This is a genomic window from Palaeococcus sp. (in: euryarchaeotes), from assembly GCF_053987695.1.
Window position 1 is genome coordinate 99,746 of sequence record NZ_JBMXHE010000058.1, and the last position, 24,347, is coordinate 124,092.

The 24,347-nt window shown below is 44.9% G+C and carries 35 protein-coding genes; 5 read left to right on the plus strand and 30 right to left on the minus strand.

What is annotated here, in order from left to right; translation table 11 throughout:
* Positions 1-2,313, plus strand: a complete 2,313-nt coding sequence (locus tag ACXJGZ_RS05025) for a TRAP transporter permease (RefSeq protein WP_456398410.1) — start codon at positions 1-3, stop codon at positions 2,311-2,313.
* A 46-nt stretch (positions 2,314-2,359) separates the two neighbouring features.
* On the opposite strand, the gene ACXJGZ_RS05030 is transcribed toward ACXJGZ_RS05025, so the two are convergent.
* Positions 2,360-3,568 carry a hypothetical protein gene (locus ACXJGZ_RS05030; protein ID WP_293252902.1) on the minus strand — a complete coding sequence of 403 codons (1,209 nt, stop codon included), beginning with the start codon at positions 3,566-3,568 and terminating at the stop codon, positions 2,360-2,362.
* A 52-nt stretch (positions 3,569-3,620) separates the two neighbouring features.
* Between ACXJGZ_RS05030 and ACXJGZ_RS05035 the strand changes: the two genes are divergently transcribed.
* A complete protein-coding gene (locus ACXJGZ_RS05035; RefSeq protein WP_456321211.1) occupies positions 3,621-4,214 on the plus strand; it encodes an RNA ligase partner protein in 594 nt (197 codons plus the stop codon).
* 2 nt (positions 4,215-4,216) lie between these two features.
* On the opposite strand, the gene ACXJGZ_RS05040 is transcribed toward ACXJGZ_RS05035, so the two are convergent.
* The 7 genes from ACXJGZ_RS05040 to ACXJGZ_RS05070 all read right to left on the minus strand — a co-directional run bounded on the left by ACXJGZ_RS05040 (position 4,217) and on the right by ACXJGZ_RS05070 (position 9,329).
* Entirely contained in the window at positions 4,217-5,353 is a 1,137-nt protein-coding gene (locus tag ACXJGZ_RS05040; protein WP_456326622.1) for an RNA ligase, read from the minus strand.
* 62 nt (positions 5,354-5,415) lie between these two features.
* A complete protein-coding gene (locus tag ACXJGZ_RS05045; protein WP_456398411.1) occupies positions 5,416-6,141 on the minus strand; it encodes a tRNA-binding protein in 726 nt (241 codons plus the stop codon).
* Positions 6,125-7,201 (minus strand): hypothetical protein, encoded by a 1,077-nt coding sequence (locus ACXJGZ_RS05050; protein ID WP_456321196.1) that lies wholly within the window; start codon positions 7,199-7,201, stop codon positions 6,125-6,127. Before ACXJGZ_RS05050 ends, ACXJGZ_RS05045 begins: the two co-directional genes overlap by 17 nt.
* A complete protein-coding gene (locus tag ACXJGZ_RS05055; protein WP_456398412.1) occupies positions 7,198-7,530 on the minus strand; it encodes a hypothetical protein in 333 nt (110 codons plus the stop codon). Before ACXJGZ_RS05055 ends, ACXJGZ_RS05050 begins: the two co-directional genes overlap by 4 nt.
* A 152-nt stretch (positions 7,531-7,682) precedes the next feature.
* Positions 7,683-8,669 (minus strand): DHH family phosphoesterase, encoded by a 987-nt coding sequence (locus ACXJGZ_RS05060; protein ID WP_456398413.1) that lies wholly within the window; start codon positions 8,667-8,669, stop codon positions 7,683-7,685.
* Positions 8,647-8,955, minus strand: a complete 309-nt coding sequence (locus tag ACXJGZ_RS05065) for a DUF3194 domain-containing protein (RefSeq protein ID WP_293252928.1) — start codon at positions 8,953-8,955, stop codon at positions 8,647-8,649. Before ACXJGZ_RS05065 ends, ACXJGZ_RS05060 begins: the two co-directional genes overlap by 23 nt.
* Positions 8,956-8,981: 26 nt before the next feature.
* Positions 8,982-9,329, minus strand: coding sequence for a prefoldin subunit beta (locus tag ACXJGZ_RS05070; RefSeq protein WP_293252974.1), 348 nt, complete (start codon positions 9,327-9,329; stop codon positions 8,982-8,984).
* A 126-nt stretch (positions 9,330-9,455) separates the two neighbouring features.
* Here ACXJGZ_RS05070 and ACXJGZ_RS05075 point away from each other — a divergent pair, with 126 nt between their 5' ends.
* Positions 9,456-9,764 carry a DUF4389 domain-containing protein gene (locus tag ACXJGZ_RS05075; RefSeq protein WP_293252931.1) on the plus strand — a complete coding sequence of 103 codons (309 nt, stop codon included), beginning with the start codon at positions 9,456-9,458 and terminating at the stop codon, positions 9,762-9,764.
* Here the strand turns inward: ACXJGZ_RS05075 and ACXJGZ_RS05080 are convergent.
* Positions 9,733-9,978 (minus strand): KEOPS complex subunit Pcc1, encoded by a 246-nt coding sequence (locus ACXJGZ_RS05080; RefSeq protein ID WP_456321199.1) that lies wholly within the window; start codon positions 9,976-9,978, stop codon positions 9,733-9,735. The two genes, ACXJGZ_RS05075 and ACXJGZ_RS05080, sit on opposite strands and share 32 nt — an antisense overlap.
* Positions 9,971-11,116, minus strand: coding sequence for a cation:proton antiporter (locus ACXJGZ_RS05085; protein WP_456321200.1), 1,146 nt, complete (start codon positions 11,114-11,116; stop codon positions 9,971-9,973). The genes ACXJGZ_RS05080 and ACXJGZ_RS05085 overlap by 8 nt, the downstream gene beginning before the upstream one ends.
* Positions 11,117-11,257: 141 nt before the next feature.
* On the opposite strand from ACXJGZ_RS05085, the gene ACXJGZ_RS05090 reads away from it, so the two are divergent.
* Positions 11,258-11,665 (plus strand): ACT domain-containing protein, encoded by a 408-nt coding sequence (locus ACXJGZ_RS05090; protein ID WP_293252940.1) that lies wholly within the window; start codon positions 11,258-11,260, stop codon positions 11,663-11,665.
* Here the strand turns inward: ACXJGZ_RS05090 and ACXJGZ_RS05095 are convergent.
* From ACXJGZ_RS05095 to ACXJGZ_RS05190, 20 genes are all read right to left on the minus strand, one after another.
* Positions 11,648-13,153, minus strand: coding sequence for a monovalent cation/H+ antiporter subunit D family protein (locus ACXJGZ_RS05095; protein ID WP_293252943.1), 1,506 nt, complete (start codon positions 13,151-13,153; stop codon positions 11,648-11,650). The genes ACXJGZ_RS05090 and ACXJGZ_RS05095 overlap by 18 nt on opposite strands.
* Complete coding sequence (locus ACXJGZ_RS05100) at positions 13,150-13,443, minus strand: cation:proton antiporter subunit C (RefSeq protein ID WP_293252946.1); 294 nt, start codon at positions 13,441-13,443, stop codon at positions 13,150-13,152. The genes ACXJGZ_RS05095 and ACXJGZ_RS05100 overlap by 4 nt, the downstream gene beginning before the upstream one ends.
* Positions 13,436-13,858 (minus strand): Na(+)/H(+) antiporter subunit B, encoded by a 423-nt coding sequence (locus tag ACXJGZ_RS05105; protein WP_456398414.1) that lies wholly within the window; start codon positions 13,856-13,858, stop codon positions 13,436-13,438. The genes ACXJGZ_RS05100 and ACXJGZ_RS05105 overlap by 8 nt, the downstream gene beginning before the upstream one ends.
* On the minus strand, positions 13,855-14,088 hold the full coding sequence (locus ACXJGZ_RS05110; protein ID WP_456321212.1) for a Na(+)/H(+) antiporter subunit B: 234 nt from the start codon (positions 14,086-14,088) through the stop codon (positions 13,855-13,857). Before ACXJGZ_RS05110 ends, ACXJGZ_RS05105 begins: the two co-directional genes overlap by 4 nt.
* Positions 14,089-14,096: 8 nt before the next feature.
* Positions 14,097-14,327, minus strand: coding sequence for a hydrogenase subunit MbhD domain-containing protein (locus ACXJGZ_RS05115; protein WP_456398415.1), 231 nt, complete (start codon positions 14,325-14,327; stop codon positions 14,097-14,099).
* Complete coding sequence (gene mnhG, locus ACXJGZ_RS05120; protein ID WP_293252958.1) at positions 14,308-14,622, minus strand: monovalent cation/H(+) antiporter subunit G; 315 nt, start codon at positions 14,620-14,622, stop codon at positions 14,308-14,310. Before mnhG ends, ACXJGZ_RS05115 begins: the two co-directional genes overlap by 20 nt.
* The gene (locus ACXJGZ_RS05125) at positions 14,619-14,894 is read right to left on the minus strand and encodes a monovalent cation/H+ antiporter complex subunit F (protein ID WP_293252962.1); all 276 of its coding nucleotides are present in this window, start codon (positions 14,892-14,894) and stop codon (positions 14,619-14,621) included. Before ACXJGZ_RS05125 ends, mnhG begins: the two co-directional genes overlap by 4 nt.
* Positions 14,870-15,475 (minus strand): Na+/H+ antiporter subunit E, encoded by a 606-nt coding sequence (locus tag ACXJGZ_RS05130; RefSeq protein WP_456321204.1) that lies wholly within the window; start codon positions 15,473-15,475, stop codon positions 14,870-14,872. Before ACXJGZ_RS05130 ends, ACXJGZ_RS05125 begins: the two co-directional genes overlap by 25 nt.
* 40 nt (positions 15,476-15,515) lie before the next feature.
* On the minus strand, positions 15,516-16,145 hold the full coding sequence (locus ACXJGZ_RS05135) for a ribosomal biogenesis protein (protein WP_456321205.1): 630 nt from the start codon (positions 16,143-16,145) through the stop codon (positions 15,516-15,518).
* Between the two features lie 48 nt (positions 16,146-16,193).
* Positions 16,194-16,343, minus strand: coding sequence for a DNA-directed RNA polymerase subunit P (locus ACXJGZ_RS05140; RefSeq protein ID WP_293255613.1), 150 nt, complete (start codon positions 16,341-16,343; stop codon positions 16,194-16,196).
* 28 nt (positions 16,344-16,371) lie between these two features.
* Complete coding sequence (locus tag ACXJGZ_RS05145; RefSeq protein ID WP_293255634.1) at positions 16,372-16,650, minus strand: 50S ribosomal protein L37ae; 279 nt, start codon at positions 16,648-16,650, stop codon at positions 16,372-16,374.
* 250 nt (positions 16,651-16,900) lie between these two features.
* Positions 16,901-17,710: an exosome complex protein Rrp42 gene (gene rrp42 / locus ACXJGZ_RS05150; protein ID WP_456321206.1), complete on the minus strand. Its 810-nt coding sequence runs from the start codon at positions 17,708-17,710 to the stop codon at positions 16,901-16,903.
* A gap of 3 nt (positions 17,711-17,713) precedes the next feature.
* The gene (rrp41, locus tag ACXJGZ_RS05155; RefSeq protein ID WP_456321207.1) at positions 17,714-18,454 is read right to left on the minus strand and encodes an exosome complex exonuclease Rrp41; all 741 of its coding nucleotides are present in this window, start codon (positions 18,452-18,454) and stop codon (positions 17,714-17,716) included.
* A complete protein-coding gene (gene rrp4 / locus ACXJGZ_RS05160) occupies positions 18,438-19,211 on the minus strand; it encodes an exosome complex RNA-binding protein Rrp4 (protein WP_293255622.1) in 774 nt (257 codons plus the stop codon). Before rrp4 ends, rrp41 begins: the two co-directional genes overlap by 17 nt.
* Positions 19,208-19,918: a ribosome assembly factor SBDS gene (locus ACXJGZ_RS05165; protein WP_456321208.1), complete on the minus strand. Its 711-nt coding sequence runs from the start codon at positions 19,916-19,918 to the stop codon at positions 19,208-19,210. The genes rrp4 and ACXJGZ_RS05165 overlap by 4 nt, the downstream gene beginning before the upstream one ends.
* A gap of 10 nt (positions 19,919-19,928) precedes the next feature.
* Complete coding sequence (gene psmA / locus ACXJGZ_RS05170) at positions 19,929-20,714, minus strand: archaeal proteasome endopeptidase complex subunit alpha (RefSeq protein WP_293255628.1); 786 nt, start codon at positions 20,712-20,714, stop codon at positions 19,929-19,931.
* 109 nt (positions 20,715-20,823) lie between these two features.
* Positions 20,824-21,186, minus strand: coding sequence for a ribonuclease P protein component 2 (locus ACXJGZ_RS05175; protein WP_293255631.1), 363 nt, complete (start codon positions 21,184-21,186; stop codon positions 20,824-20,826).
* Positions 21,187-22,110: 924 nt separating this feature from the next.
* Positions 22,111-22,743: a Ribonuclease P protein component 3 gene (locus ACXJGZ_RS05180; protein ID WP_456398421.1), complete on the minus strand. Its 633-nt coding sequence runs from the start codon at positions 22,741-22,743 to the stop codon at positions 22,111-22,113.
* Positions 22,740-23,186 carry an RNA-binding protein gene (locus ACXJGZ_RS05185; RefSeq protein WP_456398423.1) on the minus strand — a complete coding sequence of 149 codons (447 nt, stop codon included), beginning with the start codon at positions 23,184-23,186 and terminating at the stop codon, positions 22,740-22,742. Before ACXJGZ_RS05185 ends, ACXJGZ_RS05180 begins: the two co-directional genes overlap by 4 nt.
* Before the next feature lie 74 nt (positions 23,187-23,260).
* Positions 23,261-23,845 (minus strand): 50S ribosomal protein L15e, encoded by a 585-nt coding sequence (locus ACXJGZ_RS05190; protein WP_456326839.1) that lies wholly within the window; start codon positions 23,843-23,845, stop codon positions 23,261-23,263.
* A gap of 152 nt (positions 23,846-23,997) precedes the next feature.
* Between ACXJGZ_RS05190 and ACXJGZ_RS05195 the strand changes: the two genes are divergently transcribed.
* On the plus strand, positions 23,998-24,347 hold a 350-nt coding region (locus tag ACXJGZ_RS05195), incomplete at its 3' end, for an aminopeptidase P family N-terminal domain-containing protein (RefSeq protein WP_456398425.1).

A 24,347-nucleotide genomic window follows, 5' to 3' on the forward strand; every position in this document is an offset into this window, starting at 1 on the left:
ATGGAAGAGATAAAAGAACTGGAAAAAGAAAAAGTAGAGGTTGTTTTGGAAAGAACCAGAACACTATCACCCAAACTGGAGATTCTAATAAGAATCGCAGCAGTTTTGATCGGTATCTATGAAATACTCTTCATATTCAACTTCAACTACACTCTCTACGATCTGTTCTCAAGATTGGGGATAAACATTGGAATACTAAAGATCACATTTCAGAGCAAGCAGGGAGAAGCATTTGTACTGGCAATGATTCTCCTAATCACATACATTCTCTACCCATTCAGGAAAAGGGAGAAGGAGCTCAAAAAAGTGCCGATTTACGATTATCTGCTTGTAGCTCTAAGTCTGATCTCAATGTTTTACCTCTTCGCAGTCTACAACAGATATGCAGAGTTTGCCGAGGTTTACATGCAGGACGTGATATTTGGAATCCTCGCAATAATTCTCGTGCTTGAAGCTACAAGGAGGGTTTTGGGATGGGTTCTGCCATCCGTAGTGATGGTATTCCTAATTTACGGAATCTATAAGGTCGGCTTTAACTGGATACGCTTTACCCAGCAGCTCTACTTTGATGAAGGAATATTTGGTATTCCTCTCTTCGTCATGACAATATACGTTTTTGCCTTCGTGTTCTTTGGAGCGTTCCTCCTCAAAATAGGCGTGAGCGATTATATCACGGAGTTTATGATATCCCTATTTGGCGCCCGTCCGGGCGGACCTGCAAAGGCAGCAGTCGTTTCAAGCGGACTCATGGGTACGGTGAGCGGCTCAAGTGTCGCTAACGTTCTAACGACAGGAACATTTACCATACCTCTTATGAAAAAAGCCGGTTATCCCAAAGAAATAGCCGGGGCTGTTGAGCCTGTGGCATCGACGGGAGGCCAGCTGATGCCCCCAATCATGGGTGCGGCGGCATTCATCATGGCAGAGTTTTTGGGAGTCCCATATAACAAACTCATCATCGCCGCGGTTCTCCCAGCGTTGGTTTACTACTCCGGTGTTTACCTATTCATAGACCTTGAAACAAAGCGCCTTGGATTGAAAGGCATGCCCAAGGAGAGCTTTCCCCCCCTTAGATACTTCGTGAGAAAGCTCTACATACTCTCTCCAATACTCGTAATCACCGTGGCATTGGTTTGGGGCATAGCCCCTCACATATCGGCAATATCGTCCCTTGGAATAGCCATCTGGGTTTCATGGATTTCAAAGGACAAAATAGAAGGACATGAGATGTTCTATGTCGGTGTGGCGTTCTTAACGACGGTGTTGATGTTCACCGGGAGAGAGATAGGGAAGCCCGTGGCACTGATCCTGCTGCTGCTAGCCCTCACCCTTGTAGCTCTCTCCTTCGTATCAAATCTGACAAAAAGGAACGAGAAGCTCTACATAAGTCTGCTCTTTATACTCTTTATTGCAATGACAAAATACCTGGGCATGAGAAAGGAGCAGATACTCCTAATGACAGGAGTTCTGGGAATAGTTTTCTCACTTATAGTGGGCTACTTTTCAAAGACAGAGGAAGGGAGGAAGATGTACTCGGCGACCTATGAATCGATGATAGATGCAGGAAAGACAAGTACGAGCGTTATGCTAGCCGCAGCAAGTGCTGGATTGATACAGGGAGTTCTTACAATGACCGGGCTCGTGACGAGCTTGGGGTACCGCTTGGTCAGCCTCACTGCCGGGAACCTATGGTTATTACTCCTATTGACCATGATATTTAGCCTGATACTCGGTATGGGCGTCCCAACAACGGCAAACTATATTATAACATCCCTTGTAGCAGCTCCAGCAATATACAATGCCGTTTTGGGATTACAGCCATACAGCTCTCCGGTTCCGGGCTTTGGAACGCCTATAGCTCTCCTGGCGGCACACTTTTTCGTGTTCTATTTTGGGATCTTAGCAGATGTAACTCCACCTGTAGCTCTGGCATCCTATGCGGGCTCTGCTCTAGCGGGAGGAGACTTCTGGAAAACTGCGATGAATGCAGTGAAATATGCCCTTGCAGGATACATTGGGCCATACATATACTTCACACACCCGGAGATGTTCATAATAACCGTGCATCCATGGACTGCTGGAACCGCAATAAAAGTAGCATACGACCTCGGAGCAACACTACTGGTAATGTATCTACTTGCTATAGCTCTAACAGGATGGTTCAGGAGGTCCCTAAAGAAAGAGATTAGAGCTTTGCTGGTTATAGTGGGAGTTGCTGGAGCCACACTTAACTATTTGGTTATTGGCATAGGACTTCTCGCAGTGCTCGGCATATGGTTCTTTGGGGACAAACTCCCGATAGTGGAGCGTTAAATCCTCCTTTCTAAATTTTATTAATGCTCTACTGAGAAAAAGGCTTTCAGTAGAGCATAACCTCAAAGCCGAGCTCGCTTAAAAGGTCTGCCAGCTCCTCACTGTCAGCGTATATGAGAAGGTGATGATTCCCAAGGGTTCCATCTATGAAATCCCCTGCTTCCTCCACTTTAAGCCTGAGCTGTGTTCTACAGCGATACTCGCTCTTTTCCTGCTCAATGACCTCTACTCCTGCAACAACGGCTTTCCTCCCCCTAATTTTCAGCAGGGATGCTTTTCCTTTTGGAAGCTTGACGGCAACCCCCACGCCCATTCCGCTCTCAAAGTGGGATCTTATAACATAGCTCGATATTAGTGGAGCCGTGCAGTGAGCGAGGATTATATGGTTTTCACTATAATCTGCTATGTTTCCCATAAAAGCAGGCTTGTTAAAGAATCTACGGGCTATCACCATGCCCAAGAGGGAATTGAGCTCTCCCTCACACGCTGCAGGGATTCCCTGAGCATTGAACATCGCCAGTGCTAAACAGGGGGTTCCCTTAATCTTGCCTATGAGATCAAAGCATCCTATAGTGAAGCCATCCAACCTGTAATCCTCTACTATTCTCTTCAGTGCCACATAAATCCTTCCAGCCTTTATCAAATCTTCCCTGTGAGGTTCTTCAATTTTCTTTGCCTTTGCAACTATCTCCTCCACTGCCCTCCATCCCTCAGCTTCCGTTGTTGCATCATAGTATTCGTAGAACTTTTTGAGGCTTATATGAACATACGGACGTTCGAAACGCTCATTTATGAGCCACGGCGAAGTTCGTCCAATGAGTCCAAGACGCATTTTGAGGAATTTTTCGAACAGCTCTTTCATATCCTCGTACCCCAACAGTGCAGCTTTGAGAGAGTCCAAATCCTTTACAAGAGTTGCCGGAATGAGATTATCCCTGAAGTACTCCCTAAGCTCAACTGCCGCTGCTATTGAATTGTTAAAGGAATCACCAAAAAGAACTATCGGCTTCCTGTAAATTGTGAATTCTTTAAGTGCGTTTTCCGTTCCGCCAGTCAGAGGATAGAGAACGAGCACATCAGCTTCATTAAAATCAATCTCCTCCTTCATGCTTTTGAATTCGGATTTTTCAGATAGAAAAACCCCTCCCATAACTTCAAAATCCTTTGCAATGGCCATTAAAAATTTGGATGATTTATTCTCAAACATCTTGGGGTCTGCCAGTTCGCTTATACCAAAAACGACTCCAACTTTCATGCTATCACCAAGTATTTTAAACCTCAAAGTCTTAAATAAACTTGTGGTTGGAATGATCCGCTTTGTCCTCGACACGAGCATTTTTGTAAATCCCGACGTCAGAGGAAAACTGGGAGATAATCCCACAGAAGCCATGAAAAGCTTTCTAAGCTATGCAGAGAAGCTCTTTGGAAGGGTAGAGTTCTATGTATCTCCTGGGATATACAGAGAACTCACGAACTTCGTCGAGGAAGAGGAGGTTTCTCCGGATATCGAGCTTTATATTATTCGGAAGCCGCCCAATGTGCACGACATTAGAATCCCGGCTTTTGTTGTTTATGAGCTCATCGAAGACATAAGGCGGAGAATTGATAAAGGTCTAAGGGTTGCCGAAACTGCAGTGAGGGAGAGTGTTATAGACATAAACAATGTGGATAAAATAATCCGGAAACTCAGGAGAAATTATAGGAGAGCACTTAGGGAGGGAATCCTGGATAGCAAAGAAGATTTTGAGCTGATTCTTTTAGCCAAAGAGCTCGACGCCACAATAGTTTCGGCGGACATCGGGATTTTGACATGGGCACAAAAGATGGGAATTAAATGGGTGGATGCGGTGAAATTTAAAGAAGTCCTTGAGGAGCTTGTTGAGAAGGTTGGAAAGGGTTAATGCTAATCCACAAAAGCCCTGCCGTTCCACAGCTCCCTCATCTCCCTCGTGGCATCCGGATAAACGCGTTTGAATGTTATCCTCCAGTAGTCGCCAAGCTTTTCTATCTCTTCGATGTGTATCTTCAGGCCGAGCCTCTCAAAATGGGAGACCATTCTGTGGGCGGTTTCAATTCTCTTAACTCGAACCGTGAAGATTTCTTCAATCTCCTCCCCTGCTGAAACATCCCATATGCTTTCCACAAAGGGTTCAAGAAGAGCTCTCCCAAGGGCTTTTGCATATTCATCAAAATCCTCCTTCACCCTTCGCTCTGCCATGTGAAATGCAAGGCGCTTTATGCGCTGCATAAAATAACCATGCGGCAGATCAAAGAATATCCTTGAGCCTATCTTTATATCATTGAGGTTGGCATAAGGGGTCACATATTTGACGATGCGCTTCATATCCGGACTCTTCATGACTATACCTTCTCTCCTAACCTCGCTCAACCAATCTATTAGATCCCTTAACTCTTTTATTTTGCTGAGGTCGTACATCCCAAAGGTTTCAACGCTTGGAAGGGAGTACTCCTCCACGAGCCTCAACCTCTTCTCCACGGGAACTGATTTTCCGCTCCTCTTCTCCTGAATATCAAAGACGAAGAGCTTTATGTCCTCATCAACGTAAGGTGGACCCTCCACAAGGTAGGGACTTTCGGGTCCCGCCATCTCCGCACATATAACCATGTTGGGATAATCCCTGAAGAAGTCAAAGTTCACAAAATCCTCAATCCGCTCGGTGGAGAAAGGGCAGATAAACCCGCCCCTCGTAAAAGCAAGAATTCTATCTCCAATTCTGGCAACCCTCACATTGTAGCCATCAACTTTCTCCTCAACGTAGAAGGGCTTTCTCTTGAAGACCCGCCTTATCCCGTTTTCCAGATGAACAATTCGCCTTATATGGGGAAACCCGAGTATGATCTCATGCTCGTTAAAGATTACCGTGCCCCTTCTGAGCTGTCCCGCAGAGTCCTTAAAGCGGAGATATCGGAGACCTTCAAATTCATCCTCCATTATACCCCCTTTGTTCTCCAGTATGGTTATTCTCTCCTCGCTTACACCCAGATTCAGTAGAATGTGCTTGAAGTGAGAGCTCACCATGGGAGGCACCTGTAATAAATTGGACTTTGAAGTTTATAACAATTAGTAAAGAGAGAGAAAGCTCAAGCCTTCAAAAATGCCTCCACGAAGTTCCTGGTCTCATTGAATGCCTCTAATGGAATGCCTTTGGGCAGTCCGCCAACCTCTCCCTTAACTTCCTTTAAAACTCCCTCTCCAGCACCCAAGAACATTCCCTCACTCGTAACACCGCGGAAGTTTGCGGGCGGGAGCAAAGCCACTGCCACCCTGTCCTCGTCCTTAACGCTCAAATCATTCGTCACAACCGTTATGGCTCTATCCCCTATGTTCACATTGCACACGAGGAGTTTATCCGCGTTCGGGTGCTTTCCGACGCTCATGATCTCCCCAACTTTTATATCCACCGCTATAACAGGATCATTTATCTTTCCAAGGGCGAGGCGTTTGTCAAGGTTCATGATGGTGTTCAAGAAAAACCTCACCTTTGCGACCGCCTCCTCCACTTTGCCCCGCTCTTCCCTGCTTGCAAGCTCCAGAAAGCGGTGGTGCCACTCATCCCCTCCAAGCGCTTCTATTATGCCCTCTGCTTTTTCCTTAAGTGCCTTCATCTGAGGTGACTCTACAAGAAGACCGGGTTCCACATAGGAGTACCTCATAGCCTGAAGCTCCGGGATCATCTCCTTAGCGAGCCGGATGGCATTTTTCTTGTCCCATCTTCCCTTAAATCTTGCACCTTCAATGGTCTTCAGGAAAAGCTCGACGCTCTTTTCGGCAACGAGCAAACGATAATCCTTACTCGTATCCCACATTTTTATCACCCAGCTTCTTCAATGCTTTCTCTCTAAGCAGCTCGTTTGGAATGCCCTCCGCTATGCTGAGGGCTTTGGCTTTCTTTCCGAAACGGACATATCCAAGAGCAATTTCATATAAAGCTTTTGAAGCTTCATTTTTATCCTGGATTATTCCCGCTAGGATTAGGGCTTCATCAAGCAGACCTATCTTGATAAATTTATGGGCAACAGCTATGAGTTCGATATCATTCGGTCTGACCTTTTCAACAAAGAACATGTTGTAGACATCAGCTAATAGCGTTTTAGCCAGATCTTTTCTCTCGTGAAGGAAGAGCCAGTAAGCTATATCGAGAAGAGCTATCGCTTTACCCTCAGGGGGCAGATACTTAACGGCTGTTATGGCTCTATCTATATCCCCCTCTGCTATTGCCCTCTTAACCGCAAAGCTACCGTTCTTGATTGCATCTTCAACGAGCTTTATCTTGTTTTCAATTTCATTTGCACTCACGAACTTCTTGATAGAAGTGTATATATCCCTGGCTATTGAATAGAAATCCACAGCTTCCCCGGTATTCAAGGAATCTCCAACTTCAATCGCCAATTCCGCGATTAGGGAGAGGACTTGGAGAATCGTCGAATACTGTTCTTTTGATCTCCCTGCCGTCTCAAGTGCCACGTTGAAGTAATAGAAGGCATCGCTCGTTGTTCCCATCATCCCCAGATAGTAGGCAACGTAGGCGAGGGCTTCTGCCTTCCAGAGGGGATATTCTATTTTCTTTGCGATTTTCAGGGCTTCAATCATATATTTCTCTGCTTTTTCAGAGTCTCCTGCACTAGCCAGAGCATGACTGAGCATTCCCAATGCCCTAACCTTTTCTTTATCCTCAACAGGAGAGAGGGCTAGGCTAACAGCCTCGGAGAGCAAAACAGGATACTCCTTGTATTTTTCTCCCAGCTCCTCCATCATGTAACACAGAAGTTCGAGCTTCAACATCTTATCCTCCAGCGGGAGCACGAGTTCTATCGCTCCCTCAACATTCCCTTCCTTCAGGAGGGATGATATGGCATCCTTCATCATGTTCCTCGCCCTACCTTCCTATCCCATTCTTCAAGCATTACATCCAAAGCCAAGAGGTTTGTGAGTTTGAGCCTGACCTTTCCATTCTTATAATCAATTCCACCTTTAAATTCGTTCAAAAGTTCAAAAACCTTGGAGGCTTCCCTCCTATCCAGTGCCCTGCCCCAGAACTCTTCTCCGCAGTGCGGACATCTGAACACAAACTCATCGAGAGCTTTAAGAAATTCATCCCTATCCTCAAGAAGGTTCTCAAAATCCTCAAGTGTGAGCATCTGTTCTATGATTTCCTCCCACTTCAGAGCCTCTCCGCATATTGGACATCTTGCCATATTACCACCTTCAAATAAGACTTGTCCTCAGATAAATAAAGCTTTTCTATGGGAAGGGCTGTTTATAGTATGCTTTTATTTAAGGGTCTATCATGGTCATTGTGATCCCTAAGCGGGGGGACACTCTCGAAAGGTGAAATCAAACATGCATCCTATGGGCAGGATTTTAAAAACTTCTCAAGCTCATCAACGAGGAACCTGATTCCATCCTCAAGATTTTTCTTTCCATTTGCTCCCGCAGCCCCGCTATGTCCGCCTCCAGAACCCTCTATAATCGGGCCAATTTTTTCCATGAGCCTTCCAAGATGCAGTCCTTTTTTAACCAGACTTTCCTTTGCCCTGGCCGAAATTCTAACCCCTTTCTTCTCACTCCCGACAACTGCGATATCCGCCCCAAGCTGGAGGAACACCTTGCATGCCAGGGATTCATAGGCTGAAACTTTAGATAGCGCAATTAGATATTTTCCAATCTTCTTAATTTCCATCCTCTGGCATGCCTTTAAAATTGCCATTCTCTTGGCGATGTCCAGGGCTTCATCGCTAACGGGTGCAATGAGATTGTAAATCTCCCCCATGGGTATGTTGAAGAGTGCTTGGATCTCGCCTACGGTCTTGAATGTTCTGGCGTTTGCAAATCTAAAATTAGCTGTATCCGTAACAATTCCAGCGAGAATAGCTCTGGCAGCAATCTCATCATAAAAATTAAGGTATTTCAGGAGCTCCCACACTATTTCAGCCGTCGATGTCCTCGATGAGTCGATCACAACTATGTCACCTTTTATAGGATTCTCCTTTTCCACATGATGATCTATGACTATCACAAACTTCCCATCCTTTTTGGGGATTTTTACAGGTTCCAGCTGCTCAAGGGATGATGTATCAAATATCACCACCACATCCTCCTTCACGTAAGGGTTCTTCTCAACAGGAGCAAAATTTAGAAGGCGTTTGGCATAGGAAGAGACACTTTGAGCAACTCCTATTCTGTATTCTAGTCCCAGTTTATGGAGGTATCGGGAAAAAGCAATAGCACTACCCAGAGAATCCGGATCGGCATTATGATGGCACAGCAGGAGGAAGGAGTAATCTCTCTCCTTTGCCTCTTTTAGAAATCTCTTAAGCTTTATTTTCCCGCGCAATTTCCCTCAACCTTTCCTCAACTTTTTCATAAGCCATATCCAGGGCTTCTTCAACGAGTCTGTCAACATCTGCCTTCACAAATATGGGAACTTCAATGTAGACGTCCACCTCTAAATCGAGAGTATCCTCCTGGTTTATTCTCGTGGTCACTTCTATATCCTTGACATCGCTCTTATGAAGAGAATCGAAAATGTGCTTTAAAATAACCTCCTGAACCACGTCCCCAAGGGCAATAATATCCTCTTCATCGAGCTCCGGAAGCCCTATGTGAATAACCTTCCTCATAGAATCACCTAAATAGATAAAAGAAATCAGCCGGCAACACCTAAAGATCCCTGTATCTTCTGAGTCAGAGCTTTAACCGCTTCGTTTATCTTCTGTTCCTGCCTTTCAAGGGCTTTAAGCCTAATTTCAAGAGTCTCAATCTTTTCCTTAAGTTCTTCGAGCGCCTCAGCCCTATCTGTCCTCACGATTAAAGTGCCAACTGTCTTATACATGAGAGTATTTTCGCCGGCTTTTTCGAGTTCCTCCAGAGCTTTCTTTGCGTCATTCAGATCAACTTGAACTTTTTGTTTCTGCTGGATGACCAGCTGAAGCTGCTGCTGATAGCTCTCAAGCTGTCCCAACATCTGTTGAACCTGCGGTGGAATATTCTGCATTTCAACACCTCCATTTCCTTCCATCTCATAGTCTATTGAGTCATTTAAATAGTTTTACCCTCCTTCCCCTTATATCAAAGCGTTAAATTTATATATCCAACAATAGTAATAAATCTCGGTGATCCAATGGGAGAAAGAATCGAAGCGTTGGTAAGGATTCCCCTTGCAATACTCTATGGGATAATTACAGGAATATGGGGCTTTGTTGCAGAGCTTGCGGCGATAGTAAACTGGTTCTATGCATTGATATTCGGGAAGAGGAGTGAGACACTTGCGGATTTTGTGAATCAGTTCGTGGCGTACTCCTACGACGTAAACCGCTATCTATATATGGCCACCAACAAGAGAGCATGGCCAATTGAAGGAGAACTCAGGATACTAGAACCAACGGATTTGAAAAAAGCTAAAGGTCAAGAGTATCCAGAGCAACTTTGATCCATCTTAAGTAGGAATTTAAAGTTCCCCTCAACGCTGAGTTATCCTTCGCCGTAAATTCCAGCTTTATTCTTTTACCCTTCAAGAGCAGCCTCGTCCTTGTGCGTCTGTAGGGAACGCTTTTATCTTCAATAAGGACGCTCTCATAAACCACCCTGGCTATTTCCTCACTTGGAAATTCAATTTCAATGAATCCTTCTATAGGTTCACTCATAACCAATACCTCCCATGTGGTTTACTATTCTCCCCACCGTGGCTGAAACAAATATTCCAAGTATGCTTGCCAGTGATGCAAGGGCATACATGTGTTCGCTCAAAACCCCGTAGGAATACCCTATTTCACCGACCAGAAGTCCAAGCACACCAAAGCTTGATATCCCCGCCGCTCTCATGATAGAAACCTTAAAGTTCTTCTCCCACACCATCACCATAGTTGCCAGAATTCTAACGAGGTATATGACAACAAAGAAGTAGATAACCTGAATTGAGAACTCGGTCTCAAAATTAATCCCCCTCCATGCAAAGAATATGGGAGCAAATATCCCGTAAGTTACTCCCGAGATTATGGTATGAACCCTCTCAAACTGCTTGGTTCCCATTAGATCACTGTGAAGAAGCAAACCTACCAAAAAGGCGCCTATGCTGAAGTGGAGACCTATAAATTCACTTACCAATGCAAGAGATGTTGCAAGTATCATGACCATCCCAAAAACCGCCTCATCACTTTTTAACCTCCTGAGCCTCATGATTATCCAGAGCTTATGCTGTATCCCTATGACATAATTCACACCCAAAACCACGGTTAGGAAGAGCACATCTTTAAGCAACTCAAATCCAAGCTCCGCATAACTCAGATGATAAAGCTCAAAGTTCACGAGGAGGTAGAGAATGGCAAGACTCCCCACCTCACTTATGACAGCATAGGAGAGTGCTATATGGAGGAAATCCTTCCCGAAGAAGCGGGTTAGACGCAAGACTATCGGGGCGGAAGCCACCGCCAGTATTGAAGCCACTATGATATTATCGGTGTATATTTTATATCCTGTAAAGGGAAGTGTGAGGAAGAACATCAGTCCGAGTGTCACAAGATATATGAGAAATCCCTTCCTGCCCCCTAAACGAACTTCCTCCGGTGTTAACTCAAGACCTGCATACATCATTAGAAAGAATATACCCAGCTCTGCCAGCAGATCTAAATCCGCTCTTGGGAGATTCTTTAAAACAATCCCCAGGATTAACCCCGTGGATATTTCGCCGAGAAAGCCGGGGTATCCCAAACGCTCAAATATTTCCGCAAAAACCCTTGCAGTGGCTATAATCACGAAAACATAACCTATAACGTCAAACGGCAAAGGTGCACCTCCACATCATCTAGTTGCTCTCCATTAAAAAATTTTTGGTAAATTTATGTTCTGTGGAAAATTGCTTCTAAATAGGCTTGAAGATTTGAAAAACCAGCAAACTTTTTTAGGAGTATGTATAGAGATGGTAGCATGAGGCACTATGATATCATCAAGGTAAAGGAGGACGGAAGTATAACCATCCCCAGAGAGTTTGCCTATGAGATAGGGCTTGTAAGGGACTCGTATTTTCTGGTTGAAATTGATACGGATTTGAATGAAGTGCATCTGGAGAGGATAGCTCTCCCAGGAAAACAGCTCATTGAGGTGGAGTTCGTCGTTGAGGATAAACCCGGAGTGCTGGCAAAGATAAGCGGGCTCTTCGGGAAGCACAGGGTAAATATACTTTTCAACGAGAGTGAAGAACTCGCCGAAATTGGTCTGGCAGCAATTGTCGCCGTTGTGGATACGAGTAAAAGCGATACGCCGCTTGAAGAACTAAAAAAAGAACTCCTGAATGTAGAAGAGGTCAGGGAGCTTAGATTAAAAAAGCTTGAGTAAAAACAACAGGAGAAGAAGTGCAAAAACTGCAGAATAGAAGTTGATTTCCCTTCCGAGCTTCCCAAACTTTGCCTTCATCTTAATCCTAAAGAGTCCCATTTTTTTCAGGACGTAGAATAAAATCAATGCAGCCAGAATGTTAAGCGAATCATTCTTTAGGGATAGTTCTGGCAGAAAGTAAATCCCAAAGCCCAGAGTTATGAAAGCCAATGTGATAGAAACAGCTCTCTGAAGCGAATCGCCTCTCTCTGCTTTCCCTGGAGTGAGGAGATAATAATTAAGCTTTGCAAATGAGACAAGTGTTCCAATCCCTGCTAGATAGAAGAGCTCACATCCAACCAATCCATTTAAGAGCTGTTTCTTGCTGAAAGCACCGATAAATGGGGAGATTCCTCCAATTGCAAGACTTAACATCAGTATTGACATCATCAGGATCTTGTCATGTCTATATGTAAGTTCCTTCAAATTCTTCGTTTTCTGAGCATTTATAAGAGTTCCCACACTTAAAAACAGGCCTCCTTTAAAGAGTGCATGAGCGAAAGCATGATATATGGCTCCATAGAAGTTGAGCGTGGCGATTCCAAGAAGAATGTAACCGAGCTGACTCACAGTATGATAAGCCAGAAGCTTCTTGGCATCCATCTGGAGAAGGGCCATCGCTATTCCAAAGAACATGGAAGAGAATGCTATTAGGAGCAGCGCCTTCTTTAAGAATTCATCAAGCGGGAAGGTTAAAGCAAGCATGAGCATACCATAAAGGGGAGCTTTGACCACTATTCCCGACAAGAGGGCGCTTATTGGAGTCGGAGCCTTTGAGTGGGCATCTGGAAGCCAGAAGTGGAGGGGGAATATGCCAGCCTTTAAAAGGAGTGATGTAAAAGCTATGCCCAGAGCAGCGTTAAGCTCTCTGGATGGCGTAAAATTCTCCCCTATGAGCTTAAGATTTAAATATCCCGTTTTTAAATATATCAGCCCGATTGAGAAGACGAAAAAATAGGATGCGAGGAGAGAGAAAATCAAGTACTTAAAAGCCGCTCCTTTGGCACCCTTTTCCTCAGAGAGACCAGTAAGAGCAAATGAGGAAACGGAGGCTATCTCCATGTATATGTAGTAATTGAACAGATCTCTGCTTACAAATGCCCCTAAAAGACCTGCATGCATGAGAAGCATCAGAACATATACCTTCTCAACACTCCTGTGTTTAAAATATGTGATGGAGTATAGGGAAACGAGGGAAAACAGTATGAGCTCGGCGAGTATAAAATAAACGTTGTAGAAATCAAAGGCAACTTCTATCCCGGATACCCTGCTCCACCCTCCTACCACTTCGCTTAGGTGGGATTTCCCCACAAGGATCAAAAAGATGAACCACGGTGAGAATATGCCAGCTAAAAATAAAGGCTTCACAATCCTTCTTAGCCCAATGGGAAGTGCGAGATAAATCAGGAATGCTGTTAAGAGGGGCAGGGCCACAATTAGAGGTATCAAATTTCCTCCCTCCCCATCCTCAATATCAAAGCCAGTGCAAGCGACGTGATTGCAACATCAACAACCAGGGTTGTGAGCATGAGCGTCGATGGTAGCGGGTCAACCATATTCTCATTCGGAGCTATCGCAAAGTTCGCTCCTTCCACATAACCGGTTCCAACGAAAAACAGAACCAGACCTATCGAGACTACGTTTATGGCTAAGACCTGTTTTATCAGGTTCTCCTTCGTCAGCATGCCGTAGAAGCCTATGAGCATCACGATAACACCAGCTGTTTCCGCATCAATCACGCTCCACCCACCTCGAAAGCATGTAAAACATAAATGTGAATGCTGCTCCGACCTTAAGGGCAACCCCAATGTTGAAGAGGGGGACTATCCCTCCGCTTACGAGGGCACCAAAGCTCCCACCTCTGATAAAATTATAAAAGAAGCCCCCAAAAAACACTCCTACTGTTGCGAGGAGCACCAATGAAAGTGCTGAAATTCCCTCTATAGTCTGAACCTCTCTAAATCTGAAGGACTTTTTGACACGCTTATACCCATGTGAGGTTATAAGGAGGATTACGCTCACCGCCAAGATAACGCCCGCCTGGAACCCTCCGCCAGGGCTTAAATGCCCATACACCATAAGATAAGCCGCATAGGTAACAAGGAAGGGACTTATAAATTTTGTTGTAGTCCTGACAACAAGGCTCATCCTCATTTCTTCTTGCCCCCCAGCAGCAGATAGAACCCCGTTATTGAAGCAAAGAGAAGAACTGCCTCTCCAAGGCTATCATACCCTCTCCAGTCCGCCAGAATTGCCGTAACTAGGTTTGGAACACCCACCTCTTCCCAGTGCGTGGTATAATAAGCATAGCTGCCTCTCTGATTTTTTGAATAATCCAAGGATGCGAGCACGAATAGGAGAGAGATTATCAAAATAAGAGCCATAAACCTCTTCACTTCTCCACCTCCTTTATCGTGTACAAAAATACGCCAATCACGATGGCTCCCACAACAATGGAGGAGAGAGCAACATCGGGTGCCCTAAGCTGAAGCAGAACCACGATGAAGATTAGACCCATAAGGGCGTATTTAATAACGGCACTAACCAAGCGCTTCTCCTCTATCACAGCTACTGAACTTAAAATCAGGGCGATTAAAAGAACCTCATGGATTATCCCAGGCATACATGTCCACCACAACTTTTGGTTTTATACCGTATTTATACGCCCCCCTCGCCACGGCATGGGAAACCATGGGGTTTATCAGGGCTATCAAAAATGCCAGAATCAGAAACTTGAGCTTTATGAAGAAGGATGCATCCACGTAGATTGCCAGAGCTATCATTATGCTCATGGCTCCGCCCGTATCGCACTTCGTCGTTGCATGCAGTCGGGTGTAAACATCCGGAAAGCGCAGGATTCCCAAGGTGCTAAAAACCATTACCAACAAGCCCAATGCCAAAAAGAAGTACTCAATCATCTCCGCACCTCCATATACTTTGCCAGTATCAGCCCGCCGACGGCATTAACCATTAAGAGCACTATGGCGATATCTAGGAGAAAGTATGCCTCCAAAAGGACAGAGAGAAGGGCGATTATAACAACTATTTTTGTCGTAACCGTGTTCAATCCCACCATCCTGTCAGCAAGAGTTGGGCCAAATAAAACTCTATAGCTAACAAGAGATGCTGTAATCAGGAGCAGTATGACTCCCCACCCAAATGGATTCACCAGAAGATTTTCTTCAACCATTCCTCTATATCCCCCTTTATCTTATATCCCGCTTTTTCCCTATCTAAAGTTTCCACATTAAGCCAGTGAACGTATAAATAAGCTTCACCGAGCTTTTTATCAACATCGATTGTTAAAGTTCCTGGAGTGAGTGTTATAGAGTTCGCAAGGATTGTCAATCCTGTGTCGGAATGAAGATCACTCCTTATTTTCACGATACCCGGATTTATATCCAGCAGAATGGCATGCTTGGCGACCCTGAAGTTGCTCTCCAATAGCCGGAAAATCATTATGAAGAGATACTGCGGTACCAGGAAGAGTGCAATGTAAATGATTTTTTCTATAAGGTGTCCGCTTGCCCTTATATCATCCGTCAGCATGTCGTACATAAAAGAGGATATTATGAGAGAGGAGAGGGCACCGGCAAATATGTTCTCCAAGCTTAAATTTCCGCTTATGACAATCCAAAAGGAGAAGAGGACTAGCCACGTGAAGGTTATCCTCTCCCATCGCGGGAGCTTTTGAGCCTCATATGTTTCAAAGAGAACCCTTCGCCTGACTTCCTCAAGACGCTCTTTGAGGTAAAAAGGGACTCTGCTCATACACAATATTAAGTATTCAAAGTTAAAAACGCTTTCGAAATCAATCTTTCCTGACTTTAATACCGAGGGATTCTTTGTAATCCCATCTCCTTCCGTCTTCCATGATCCATATTTTAACACTTATCAGGGGACCCACGGGATTCTCCCTATCTATGTCAAGGCGATGGAAGTTAATGGCCATCCCCCTGGGATGCCTCTCTATAACACCTAGAATATCCGTATTATACTTATCTCCTATTGTCTGAAGGCTGTAATTTTTTCTCGGAACAAAAATTCCCCCCGTAAGCTCCGCAAAAACCCTTCCAAAAGAGACGTGATCCAGACCTGTCCTCTTTGCCGTCGTTATGACAAAGGGCATTTCCTCCCTTATGGGCCTCACATTTTTGAATCCTATCTCCCTCTGAAGCTTTATGCCGTGAAGGTAGAGGTAGCCAAGATATCCCCAGTCTGTAGGAGAAACCTTGATAAAGGTTATTTTCAGAGGATTACCCTTCCAGACGTTGATTATCGCCAACCGCTCATAACCCATATCATATGCTTCCATTAAAAGGTCATGAAGTGTTTTTTTGCCTCTCGTCAAATACCGAGAATTGGGGAACACCTTCTCTAGGTCATGTCCAAAGCTTCTGGTCCTTCTGGTGGGTCTGTGGGATGTTGTTATGAGCATCATTCTCTGCACCATGTAGAGTAATTTGGATCAACAAAAGCAAAACAATCGTCAGATAGCTTTAACCCTTTTTGCAACTTTCGGTCTTGGCTTTCTAAGTATCTTGCTGCCGCAGTAGGGGCAGCGAACTTCTCTAATGTTCTCCAGATCAAGTGTAAACTCCTTACCACATTTGGCACATTTATATGTTGCTTCAACCATTTTTCTCACCAAAAAGAGTTTTGAGGGACTAACCCCTCGCTTTCGTTACCCTCAATGCCACCTTACCGACGGGCGTTGATGGCAGGAATGCACCGCCGGCAAAAGTTGCACCGCACTTCTGGCACTGCCATATGCCCGTGCTTATCCTCCTAACGCTCTTCCTCCCACACACCGGGCAGACATGCTTTTGCTTCATCCTAGCCTCGACGGCGGCAACCCTTCTCCTAATCTTGAGACCGTATCTGGGCCCAAATCTCCCAGCTGAACCGACTTTGTTTACCTTTCTTGCTTTTTTTGATTTAGCCATATGAGCATCACCCCTAATGATGATTGTGCTGAAGGGCATTATGCCCACTCATTTAAAAGGCTTTCCATAGATGGACATTATCCAGTCTAATGCCCAATAACTCCAAGCCCTTTTTTAAGTTTTCGCCTTTTCAAAAGAGGCTGTCCCGATAAAGGAAGTGCTTCCACCAATAGTGCATTAACGTACGAATTAAAGCCACAAAACGCCTACCTGCCCGACAGCCCATTCAAAATGGAGAAAGGAGAGAATATCATTCTTTGTTCAAGGAATCTAAAACAACTTTCCTGATTTCGCCAGCTCTCTTTGATGCAATATCAATTGCATACATAAGTTCTTCGAGCTTAAAGCTTCCGCCTTCACTCTTCTGAACTGCTGAGATATATCCGTTTTCATCCGTGGTTATGGTTATCTTCCCGTCCATGACATGCTCCTCTTCCAAGTTGGGATCAACCAGGAGGTTATCCCTTATCTTTGCAAAGCTCACAGGTATTGGGATTTTCCTAACTGGCAGCGGCTCGTATTCATCGAGCTTCACAAGTTCACCAGTTTCTTCATTGTACTCGATCTTCGGAAGCTTCGTGCTCAAAAGGGCGGCCATTGCCCCAATTCCAGCGGCATCCACCAGGTTTCCATCGTGATCGAGCACGTGCACATCTATGAAGATAATTCTAACGAGCTTTCCTGGGACTATTACAAGCTTTTCTAGATCGATTGCCTGACTCTCTCTAATTCCCCTATCCACAACTCTGGCAAGCTCTATAGACCTTTCATCCGGAGGGCCCGGTTCGAACGTGGGAGAGGCAAGTGGAACGAGCTCAACGTTCGTGGTCATCACACCCATGTTTGGAAGGTCCGGGAATGGCTCTCCAACATCCGCTTTTATACCTACCATGACCTGAGTATTGCCCAATTTTACCCATGCAGAGCCCTCTGCCTTCTCAATCACGTTGGTTTTAACTTCAAGTTCCCTGTAATCTTCTAAGCCTCTTCCATCGATTCTTTTTCCGTCCTTGAGGAGCTCTATAATATAATCCTTCATAATTGACGCAACAACTTCCATCTTTCATTCCTCCTCTGAAATGATGTTGAGGTATTTCTCTTTTAATGCCTCTCTCTGCTTCTGGTAAACAGCCTTTGCACCTTTTATAGCCAGTTTGACTGCTTCCAAAAATTCCTCTTTTGTCAAGTAGCCATCCATCTGAAGCAATGTTATGTCGTTCTTGATGGGCATTATTGCCACAGGGACATCGGCGCTTCCATAGTTGTCCTCCTCCTTATTCAAGTCCAGAACGAGTTCATCCTCTATTTTTCCCGCTGCACATGCCGAAACCAAGTCCTTCATGGGTATTCCCGCATCAGCCAGTGCAAGTGAAGCCGCAACAATTCCCGCCACTCTTGTCCCGGCATCGGCTTGAAGAACCTCTATAAACACGTCTATGGATGTCCTTGGAAAGAGCTCCAAAATTAATGCAGGCTCCAGAGCTCCCCTGATGACCTTGCTTATCTCAACACTCCTCCTATCGGGTCCGGGTTTCTTTCTCTCCTCCACACTAAAGGGAGCCATGTTATATCTTACCCTCAAAATAGCTCTATCCGATCTCTGCAGATGCTTTGGGTGAATCTCCCTTGGGCCGTAAACGGCTGCCAGAATCTTGTTCTTTCCCCATTCCACATAAGCCGAACCATTCGCATTCTTCAAAACCCCAATCTTCATATCAATTTTCCTGAGTTCGTACTTTTTCCTACCGTCAATCCTATAACCCTTTTCGTCCAGCAATTTCAATTCCTCAGGCTTTTCCATCATTACTCTCTCCTCCCTTTGATTCAAATTTGGGTATGTTCTCAATTACTCCCTGCTCTTTCAAAGTCCCAAGCCTCTTGATTAGGTATTCTTTAACCCTGTCCGTTAATCCATGTGTATGGCTCTCCCTGTTCACCTTGAGAATTGCTTCTATGGCGAGCTTTTCAAGCTCCTTCTTCCTTCCGCTCACCCATACCCATCCGTTCTGTCCTACGATTATGCGCGTCTGGGTGAGTTTTTTAATCATGTTTATCATTGAACCGCCTTTTCCTATCAATCTGGGAACTTTTGAAGGGGTTATTTTGACTATCTGTCCTCCCCTTAGAGGACCGCCATTAAAGGGCATTCCCTTTGTTATCAGGTCAATCTGGTTTACCTCGTTAAATGCCTTGACCTTGGCATAGATTATGTCTCCTATATCAAACATTTTTCTCAAATCAGTCTTTGCAAGGTCAATGCGCTCATCCGTGACGTCCTGTATCCTCAGACCCGCTTGATAGGGCGCTCCTATATCAACAGCCCAGTTTGAGAACCGTACATCAACTATTTTCCCTATCACATTATCCCCAACTTCCGGAATGTAGGGTCCCTCTAAGGGTATAACCCTAATCATATCTCCTCTAATCTCCACAAGTCCTATTACTGTTGAGTAGATCCTGTTGCCTTCTCTAAACGTTCCTTTTCCTGCTCTATATGGCCCCTGAGCTATAAGAGTCCCTGGAACCACCAATTCCTTACTATTTACAAAAACCTTCTTCATAAGCCCTTCCTCTCTACAAGTTTGGTTATAGCATGCCCCTTTGTCAGGGCATTAAGCTTTTCATAAAATTCTTCTTCAATTCCACCCGGGATTTCGATTAAAAACATCCATGAGCCATCACTTGCCCATTCTTCCCTCTTGATTGTCCCAAAATGCCTCACTTCCCCAAAGGCTCTCCCCGCATATTCCGAGGGTATCTTGACCGCAATCACTTTGGTTTCAATCCTTATGGGGAGCACCCTGCGTATCGCTTTTAAAATCTGGGGAACCTGGGCTTCTGCATCCTTGAATAAATCAACGTGAACTCCCACCTCTTCCATGGCTTTCAATATCCGTTCAGGGGGATGGGGATATCCTGTTCTTGGATCCACACCGTTCCTATGGATTATCATTGCCACCTGCTTCTTCTTCTCTTCCAGCATCTCTTTCCTCTGCTGCTGGGTTAAATGCACCTCTCCCCTCCTAAGGATTATTTTAGCAACCTCATACGGGTCGCTGGTCCCGAATATTTTCTCCATTTCATGCTCGCTTGCCTTATCCCCTTTATGGGCATCCTTAAAAACGTAAGGGGTAGCGAGAATATCCTCAACGTTGACTTCTCTGCCCTCCTTAAAGTCCCTTGCCAAGTAAGGATCCACAAGTATTTCAAAGGTCTCTCCATGTGTTTTTAATCTAGCAATCACTGCATTATCCAAGCTTACTGGCATAAATGCCACCTCAGTAATTGTTGTCCAGGTCGGAATAGTCTACTTCTTCTTCCTCTTGAACTTCCTCTTCTTCAGCCTCTTTGAGGGCTTCTTCCAAGCATTTTGCAACCTTCTCTGGGCTGACCTTCTCAAACCTCTTGCTCTCCATTGTGATTATTGCAACTTCTATTCCTTCCGGAACCGGGTTCTCCATGGTTTTCGCAAGGGCAAATACTGCCAGCTTTATGGCGTCGTCTAAGTCCATGTCATCCTTATATTTATCCTCAAAAATTGCCATCGCTGTATTCCTTCCACTACCGATGGCGACGGCTTTCCACTCGAAGTAAGCTCCACTTGGATCGGTTTCAAATAGCTGGGGTTTGTCATTAACACCTGCCATCAGGAGAGCGACACCAAAAGGTCTAACTCCTCCATACTGGGTGTGCATTTGCTTGAGATCACAAATCTTTTTAACGAGAACCGTAAGAGGAACTGGCTCTCCATAGGTTAGGCGATAACTTTGAGACTCCAAACGAGCCCTATCCACAAGAATTCTTGCATCCGCCAGTATACCACTTGAAGCGGCTGCTATGTGTTCATCAATCTGGAAGATTTTCTCATAGCTCCCCGGTTCTATTAAACGGCTTGTAATCCTCTTTTCCACTGCCAGAACAACTCCATCTTTACACTTAATACCAACGGCCGTTGCTCCCCTTTTTACAGCCTCCCTTGCATATTGTACTTGGAAAAGCCTTCCATCAGGGCTGAAAACCGTTATTGCCCTATCATATCCAGCCTGCGGTGGTACAAACGCCATTTTACATCACCTCATAAGTTATCATAATTCATTAAGCAAACTTTGCACCCTTGCTTTATATACCCTCCGATATCAAAATTTACGGGATTTATAATTAAGCTTTTCCCTATTACTTCCACCCAAACTCTTTCAGAAATTTCATCTTGAGCCTTTTAATCGTACCTGAAACACCGAGAGTTTTAACCACTGCATGTGAATCATTTATCCTGCTTATCAAGGCTAGAGCGAAGCGCACCCTCTCAACATATCTCCTATCACATCTGAGGATCCCGGTCTGACTTTTCTCATCGAATTTTATAAACCAGGGTTTAGCCTCCGCAGTTCCAAGCTCTCCAAGAACTCTAAGGGATGTCTCCCAGAGGGCATTTTTAATTTCTCTAGATGTAAATTTCCGTTCACCTACAACCTGAAAGGCTATGTACCTCCGTTTATCCCTTAAAGTGGGTGGAAGGGTCTTTGGTCTCGCGCTCATGAACGAAAATTGAATGGGTGCTTTATTAAATTATCTCCCCGGCATGACAATGAACCGCTTTATATGGGAAACATTTTTGTCATAAATCCAATTTTTATTCCATATACTAAACTTTTGACAACAGATTATGCAAAAAATTTTTATCCCGGAGAGCATCTAAATGCCTTGATGTCTCGTGATAATCAGGAGTGAGTGTTTTTGGACATCATGCTAATGCCCCTCCCCTTGTCCTTATTTTTGTAAATATAAAAAGGCGGGTGGAGTTTTTAATCTAAGGAGGCATTGCTTTTGGCAACCTCCATATCATGGTAGACAGTTCTAGCTCATTCTTCTCTCGCTTTCGGGATTTGCTTTTAAGAAACAAGGGGGAGGGGATAGTACCGGCTCCTGAAAGCGCCCATGCCATAAAAGCGGTCATAGACCTTGCACTTGAAGCAAAGAAAAAGGGAGAAGAAAAGCTGACCTCCTCCCCTTTGCGAGGGTTCCAACGAGAGTGGGGAGGTTTGCGGGCCCATCACCTACTCCCGTTGCCAGTTTCGGTTAAACCCACGGGCCCGGTCTTGGGCCCGTTACCCCTACCGCAGAGCGGTTTGGGGTTATCGCTCAACGTCCACCATTTAGAGTTTTTACGGCCACGCCGACTGGCGTGGAATGTGGACGCCTTACGGCGTTAACCCTCCAATGCTGGAGGGTATCTGACGGTGGCCTCTCCGAGGCCCTATTACGTTGCAAGAGTTTAAAAGGGTTTCTACTCTAATGCCAATTTTAGAATTCTTGCATCCCCGCCCTAAAGGGCGAGGCTTTCAAAAGTGTAATACTCTTCAATCTGAGCGGACACGGTTTGCTGGATCTCAGAGGTTATGAGGACTATCTGGAGGGCAGGCTCGTAGATTATGGGCCCAAAAAACTTCCAATTTTAGATGATTAATTCTTTATTTTTTTCAAAATTTTTTGAGGGAAGAAAGTTAGGGAAGCTTTAGCCTGAGGGAGTTCCATTCCCAGAGCAATACCAAAGCTCATCAAGTCCCTGGGAGCACGAACTTCCCATATACTTTCCGCTGAGGAGGTGAGAAAACGCGGTGCTCTGTACTTCTCAATCAAACGCCAGTTCCTCATCATGAGCCTCAGCATGTTAGCCCTCTCATAGGGATTTGCCCTCAGGAGAGGAGAGAATGAGAATCCTATTGCAACATCATTCCTTGCAGCCATTCTGGCCAAGATATGATCCATCCCACTGTCCCTCCTTCCAAGCTCGGGCGATATCAACGCGTCAACCTTAGCCTCAAGAGCAGCCCTGTTGATTTTTAAGTTCCCTCCCTGAACATAAAGGAGTGCCCTAAGCTTTCTATTTTTTAACTCCCGAATCAGAGAGGGTTTCTTTGTTATTAAGAGGAGTGCGACATGTTTATATTTTGCTCTCAGCTCGCTGAGTTCTTCATTCAGAGCAGCATAATCGGGGCTTTTCTCAAGAGAGACCACCTTTGTAAAAACAACCTCATCATACCACTGCTCAGCAAGCGCATATGCTTCATCATTTCTCACATCCAGCTCAATCATTCCTTCAACCACTCCTCAACAGCTTTAACCACGCTCTCCTTTTTCATCGGGAAGGCTTTTACCTTTATTCTGATCTGAATAACATCCTCTCCCTCATCAACATGTGCCTCTCCTAGATAAGCCTTCTGTTTGTTGAAACGGACATAAAAGACTCCCTCTTCGTCAATCTTCTCATTCAAATGCTCCAGAAGATATTTTTTATTTTCCTCACCCAGCAACATTTTGAAGTGCCTTAAAAAAGCCCTCACATGTCTAGCCTTCTTGATCTCAAGATTGATAACTTTAATTGGATTTCCAAAATATCCCTCTGTCTCAAGTATTTCAAAATCCACGTCATCGTCTGGAATCTCTTCAGGGATGAATGTACCTAGAGCTTCCAGAACTTTATCCTCATTCTCCGTTCCATGAATAAACGTGCTTATCCTAACGTGATGTGCCTGCATGCTATCACCAGAGGAGAATTAGAAAAAGAACTTTAAAAGCTATTGCCCTGAAAGACGATAAAAAGAGTAAGGGATCACTTACCCCTTCCCTTGTTAGCCCTAATGCTTGGCCTAATCTTTTCAGCACCTTTACCCTTGTTCCTCAGACCTCTGCTCTTCTTGCCGGCTGAGGTAAGACCTCTAAAGACTCTACCCTTGTGAGCCTTGCCTGCTATCCAGGCTATCTTTGGATCGCTCTTTATGACCGGATGGTGCGGGTCGACCATTATAACCTCAAACCACTTGTACATTCCATCCTCGCCAACCCAGTAGGAGTTGAGAACCTCAAGGTTGGGGAACTTTCTCGCAGCCTTTTCCTCCGCAATCCACTGAAGGCTCTTCTTTGGTGAATATCTAACCATACCCATCTTTGAGGGCTTCCTTCCACCCTTCCACCTTGGTCTCTTCCTTCCACCGCGCCTGACCTTAACTCTCACAATGACATAGCCCTGCTTAGCCTGATAGCCAAGGTTTCTGGCTCTATCCAAGCGGGTTGGCCTCTCAATCCTAATAACCCCTGGTTCCCTTCTCCACTTTATCATCCTAATCTTGTTGAGTCTACCCACGTAGCTCTTCTTTGGAGCTTTCCAAGCTTCCCTTATGTATTTGTACATTCCCATCTTTCCCACCTCGTTTTTGCTGTTTGTGGTTCTCCGCCTAGCGGAACATCCCGCGGGTTCTCCCGCCCAGTCGTGGTGAGTTTGGGGTTCCGGTTTTTAAAGGTTGCGGAAGAGTTAATACATCCAAGAGATGAGGTATTTAGGTGGTCAAAATGAACAGGCTTGATAAGCTCGTTGGGCTTATGGACGATTATATGGGAGCACTGATAACGCCGGGCACAAACTTTTATTATTTGACGGGCTTAAATCCCTCTGCCACAGGTGAAAGGCTATTTTTATTAGCTCTAAACAGGGAGGGAGAAAGCGTTATCATAGCCCCCAAGCTTTATGAAAATGAAGTAAAAGAGAACTGGGAGGGAAGGGCTATTTTTTGGTGTGATGATGAAAATCCCTACCTCATTTTAAAAGGCGTTTTAGATGAGCTCAACCTGAGGGGAGGAAAAATACTCGTGGAAGACACTATGCCAGCGATGATGCTCGTTAAGATTGAAAATATCCTCAT

Bases quoted from the DNA above. Each gene is read 5' to 3' on its own strand.
- ACXJGZ_RS05025 (WP_456398410.1), top strand. From the start codon at position 1: ATGGAAGAGATAAAAGAACTGGAAAAAGAAAAAGTAGAGGTTGTTTTG.
- ACXJGZ_RS05030 (WP_293252902.1), bottom strand. From the start codon at position 3,568: ATGAAAGTTGGAGTCGTTTTTGGTATAAGCGAACTGGCAGACCCCAAG.
- ACXJGZ_RS05035 (WP_456321211.1), top strand. From the start codon at position 3,621: ATGATCCGCTTTGTCCTCGACACGAGCATTTTTGTAAATCCCGACGTC.
- ACXJGZ_RS05040 (WP_456326622.1), bottom strand. From the start codon at position 5,353: ATGGTGAGCTCTCACTTCAAGCACATTCTACTGAATCTGGGTGTAAGC.
- ACXJGZ_RS05045 (WP_456398411.1), bottom strand. From the start codon at position 6,141: ATGTGGGATACGAGTAAGGATTATCGTTTGCTCGTTGCCGAAAAGAGC.
- ACXJGZ_RS05050 (WP_456321196.1), bottom strand. From the start codon at position 7,201: ATGATGAAGGATGCCATATCATCCCTCCTGAAGGAAGGGAATGTTGAG.
- ACXJGZ_RS05055 (WP_456398412.1), bottom strand. From the start codon at position 7,530: ATGGCAAGATGTCCAATATGCGGAGAGGCTCTGAAGTGGGAGGAAATC.
- ACXJGZ_RS05065 (WP_293252928.1), bottom strand. From the start codon at position 8,955: ATGAGGAAGGTTATTCACATAGGGCTTCCGGAGCTCGATGAAGAGGAT.
- ACXJGZ_RS05070 (WP_293252974.1), bottom strand. From the start codon at position 9,329: ATGCAGAATATTCCACCGCAGGTTCAACAGATGTTGGGACAGCTTGAG.
- ACXJGZ_RS05075 (WP_293252931.1), top strand. From the start codon at position 9,456: ATGGGAGAAAGAATCGAAGCGTTGGTAAGGATTCCCCTTGCAATACTC.
- ACXJGZ_RS05080 (WP_456321199.1), bottom strand. From the start codon at position 9,978: ATGAGTGAACCTATAGAAGGATTCATTGAAATTGAATTTCCAAGTGAG.
- ACXJGZ_RS05090 (WP_293252940.1), top strand. From the start codon at position 11,258: ATGAGGCACTATGATATCATCAAGGTAAAGGAGGACGGAAGTATAACC.
- ACXJGZ_RS05105 (WP_456398414.1), bottom strand. From the start codon at position 13,858: ATGAGGATGAGCCTTGTTGTCAGGACTACAACAAAATTTATAAGTCCC.
- ACXJGZ_RS05110 (WP_456321212.1), bottom strand. From the start codon at position 14,088: ATGGCTCTTATTTTGATAATCTCTCTCCTATTCGTGCTCGCATCCTTG.
- ACXJGZ_RS05115 (WP_456398415.1), bottom strand. From the start codon at position 14,327: ATGCCTGGGATAATCCATGAGGTTCTTTTAATCGCCCTGATTTTAAGT.
- mnhG (WP_293252958.1), bottom strand. From the start codon at position 14,622: ATGATTGAGTACTTCTTTTTGGCATTGGGCTTGTTGGTAATGGTTTTT.
- ACXJGZ_RS05125 (WP_293252962.1), bottom strand. From the start codon at position 14,894: ATGGTTGAAGAAAATCTTCTGGTGAATCCATTTGGGTGGGGAGTCATA.
- ACXJGZ_RS05130 (WP_456321204.1), bottom strand. From the start codon at position 15,475: ATGAGCAGAGTCCCTTTTTACCTCAAAGAGCGTCTTGAGGAAGTCAGG.
- ACXJGZ_RS05135 (WP_456321205.1), bottom strand. From the start codon at position 16,145: ATGATGCTCATAACAACATCCCACAGACCCACCAGAAGGACCAGAAGC.
- ACXJGZ_RS05140 (WP_293255613.1), bottom strand. From the start codon at position 16,343: ATGGTTGAAGCAACATATAAATGTGCCAAATGTGGTAAGGAGTTTACA.
- ACXJGZ_RS05145 (WP_293255634.1), bottom strand. From the start codon at position 16,650: ATGGCTAAATCAAAAAAAGCAAGAAAGGTAAACAAAGTCGGTTCAGCT.
- rrp42 (WP_456321206.1), bottom strand. From the start codon at position 17,710: ATGGAAGTTGTTGCGTCAATTATGAAGGATTATATTATAGAGCTCCTC.
- rrp41 (WP_456321207.1), bottom strand. From the start codon at position 18,454: ATGATGGAAAAGCCTGAGGAATTGAAATTGCTGGACGAAAAGGGTTAT.
- rrp4 (WP_293255622.1), bottom strand. From the start codon at position 19,211: ATGAAGAAGGTTTTTGTAAATAGTAAGGAATTGGTGGTTCCAGGGACT.
- ACXJGZ_RS05165 (WP_456321208.1), bottom strand. From the start codon at position 19,918: ATGCCAGTAAGCTTGGATAATGCAGTGATTGCTAGATTAAAAACACAT.
- psmA (WP_293255628.1), bottom strand. From the start codon at position 20,714: ATGGCGTTTGTACCACCGCAGGCTGGATATGATAGGGCAATAACGGTT.
- ACXJGZ_RS05175 (WP_293255631.1), bottom strand. From the start codon at position 21,186: ATGAGCGCGAGACCAAAGACCCTTCCACCCACTTTAAGGGATAAACGG.
- ACXJGZ_RS05180 (WP_456398421.1), bottom strand. From the start codon at position 22,743: ATGATTGAGCTGGATGTGAGAAATGATGAAGCATATGCGCTTGCTGAG.
- ACXJGZ_RS05185 (WP_456398423.1), bottom strand. From the start codon at position 23,186: ATGCAGGCACATCACGTTAGGATAAGCACGTTTATTCATGGAACGGAG.
- ACXJGZ_RS05190 (WP_456326839.1), bottom strand. From the start codon at position 23,845: ATGGGAATGTACAAATACATAAGGGAAGCTTGGAAAGCTCCAAAGAAG.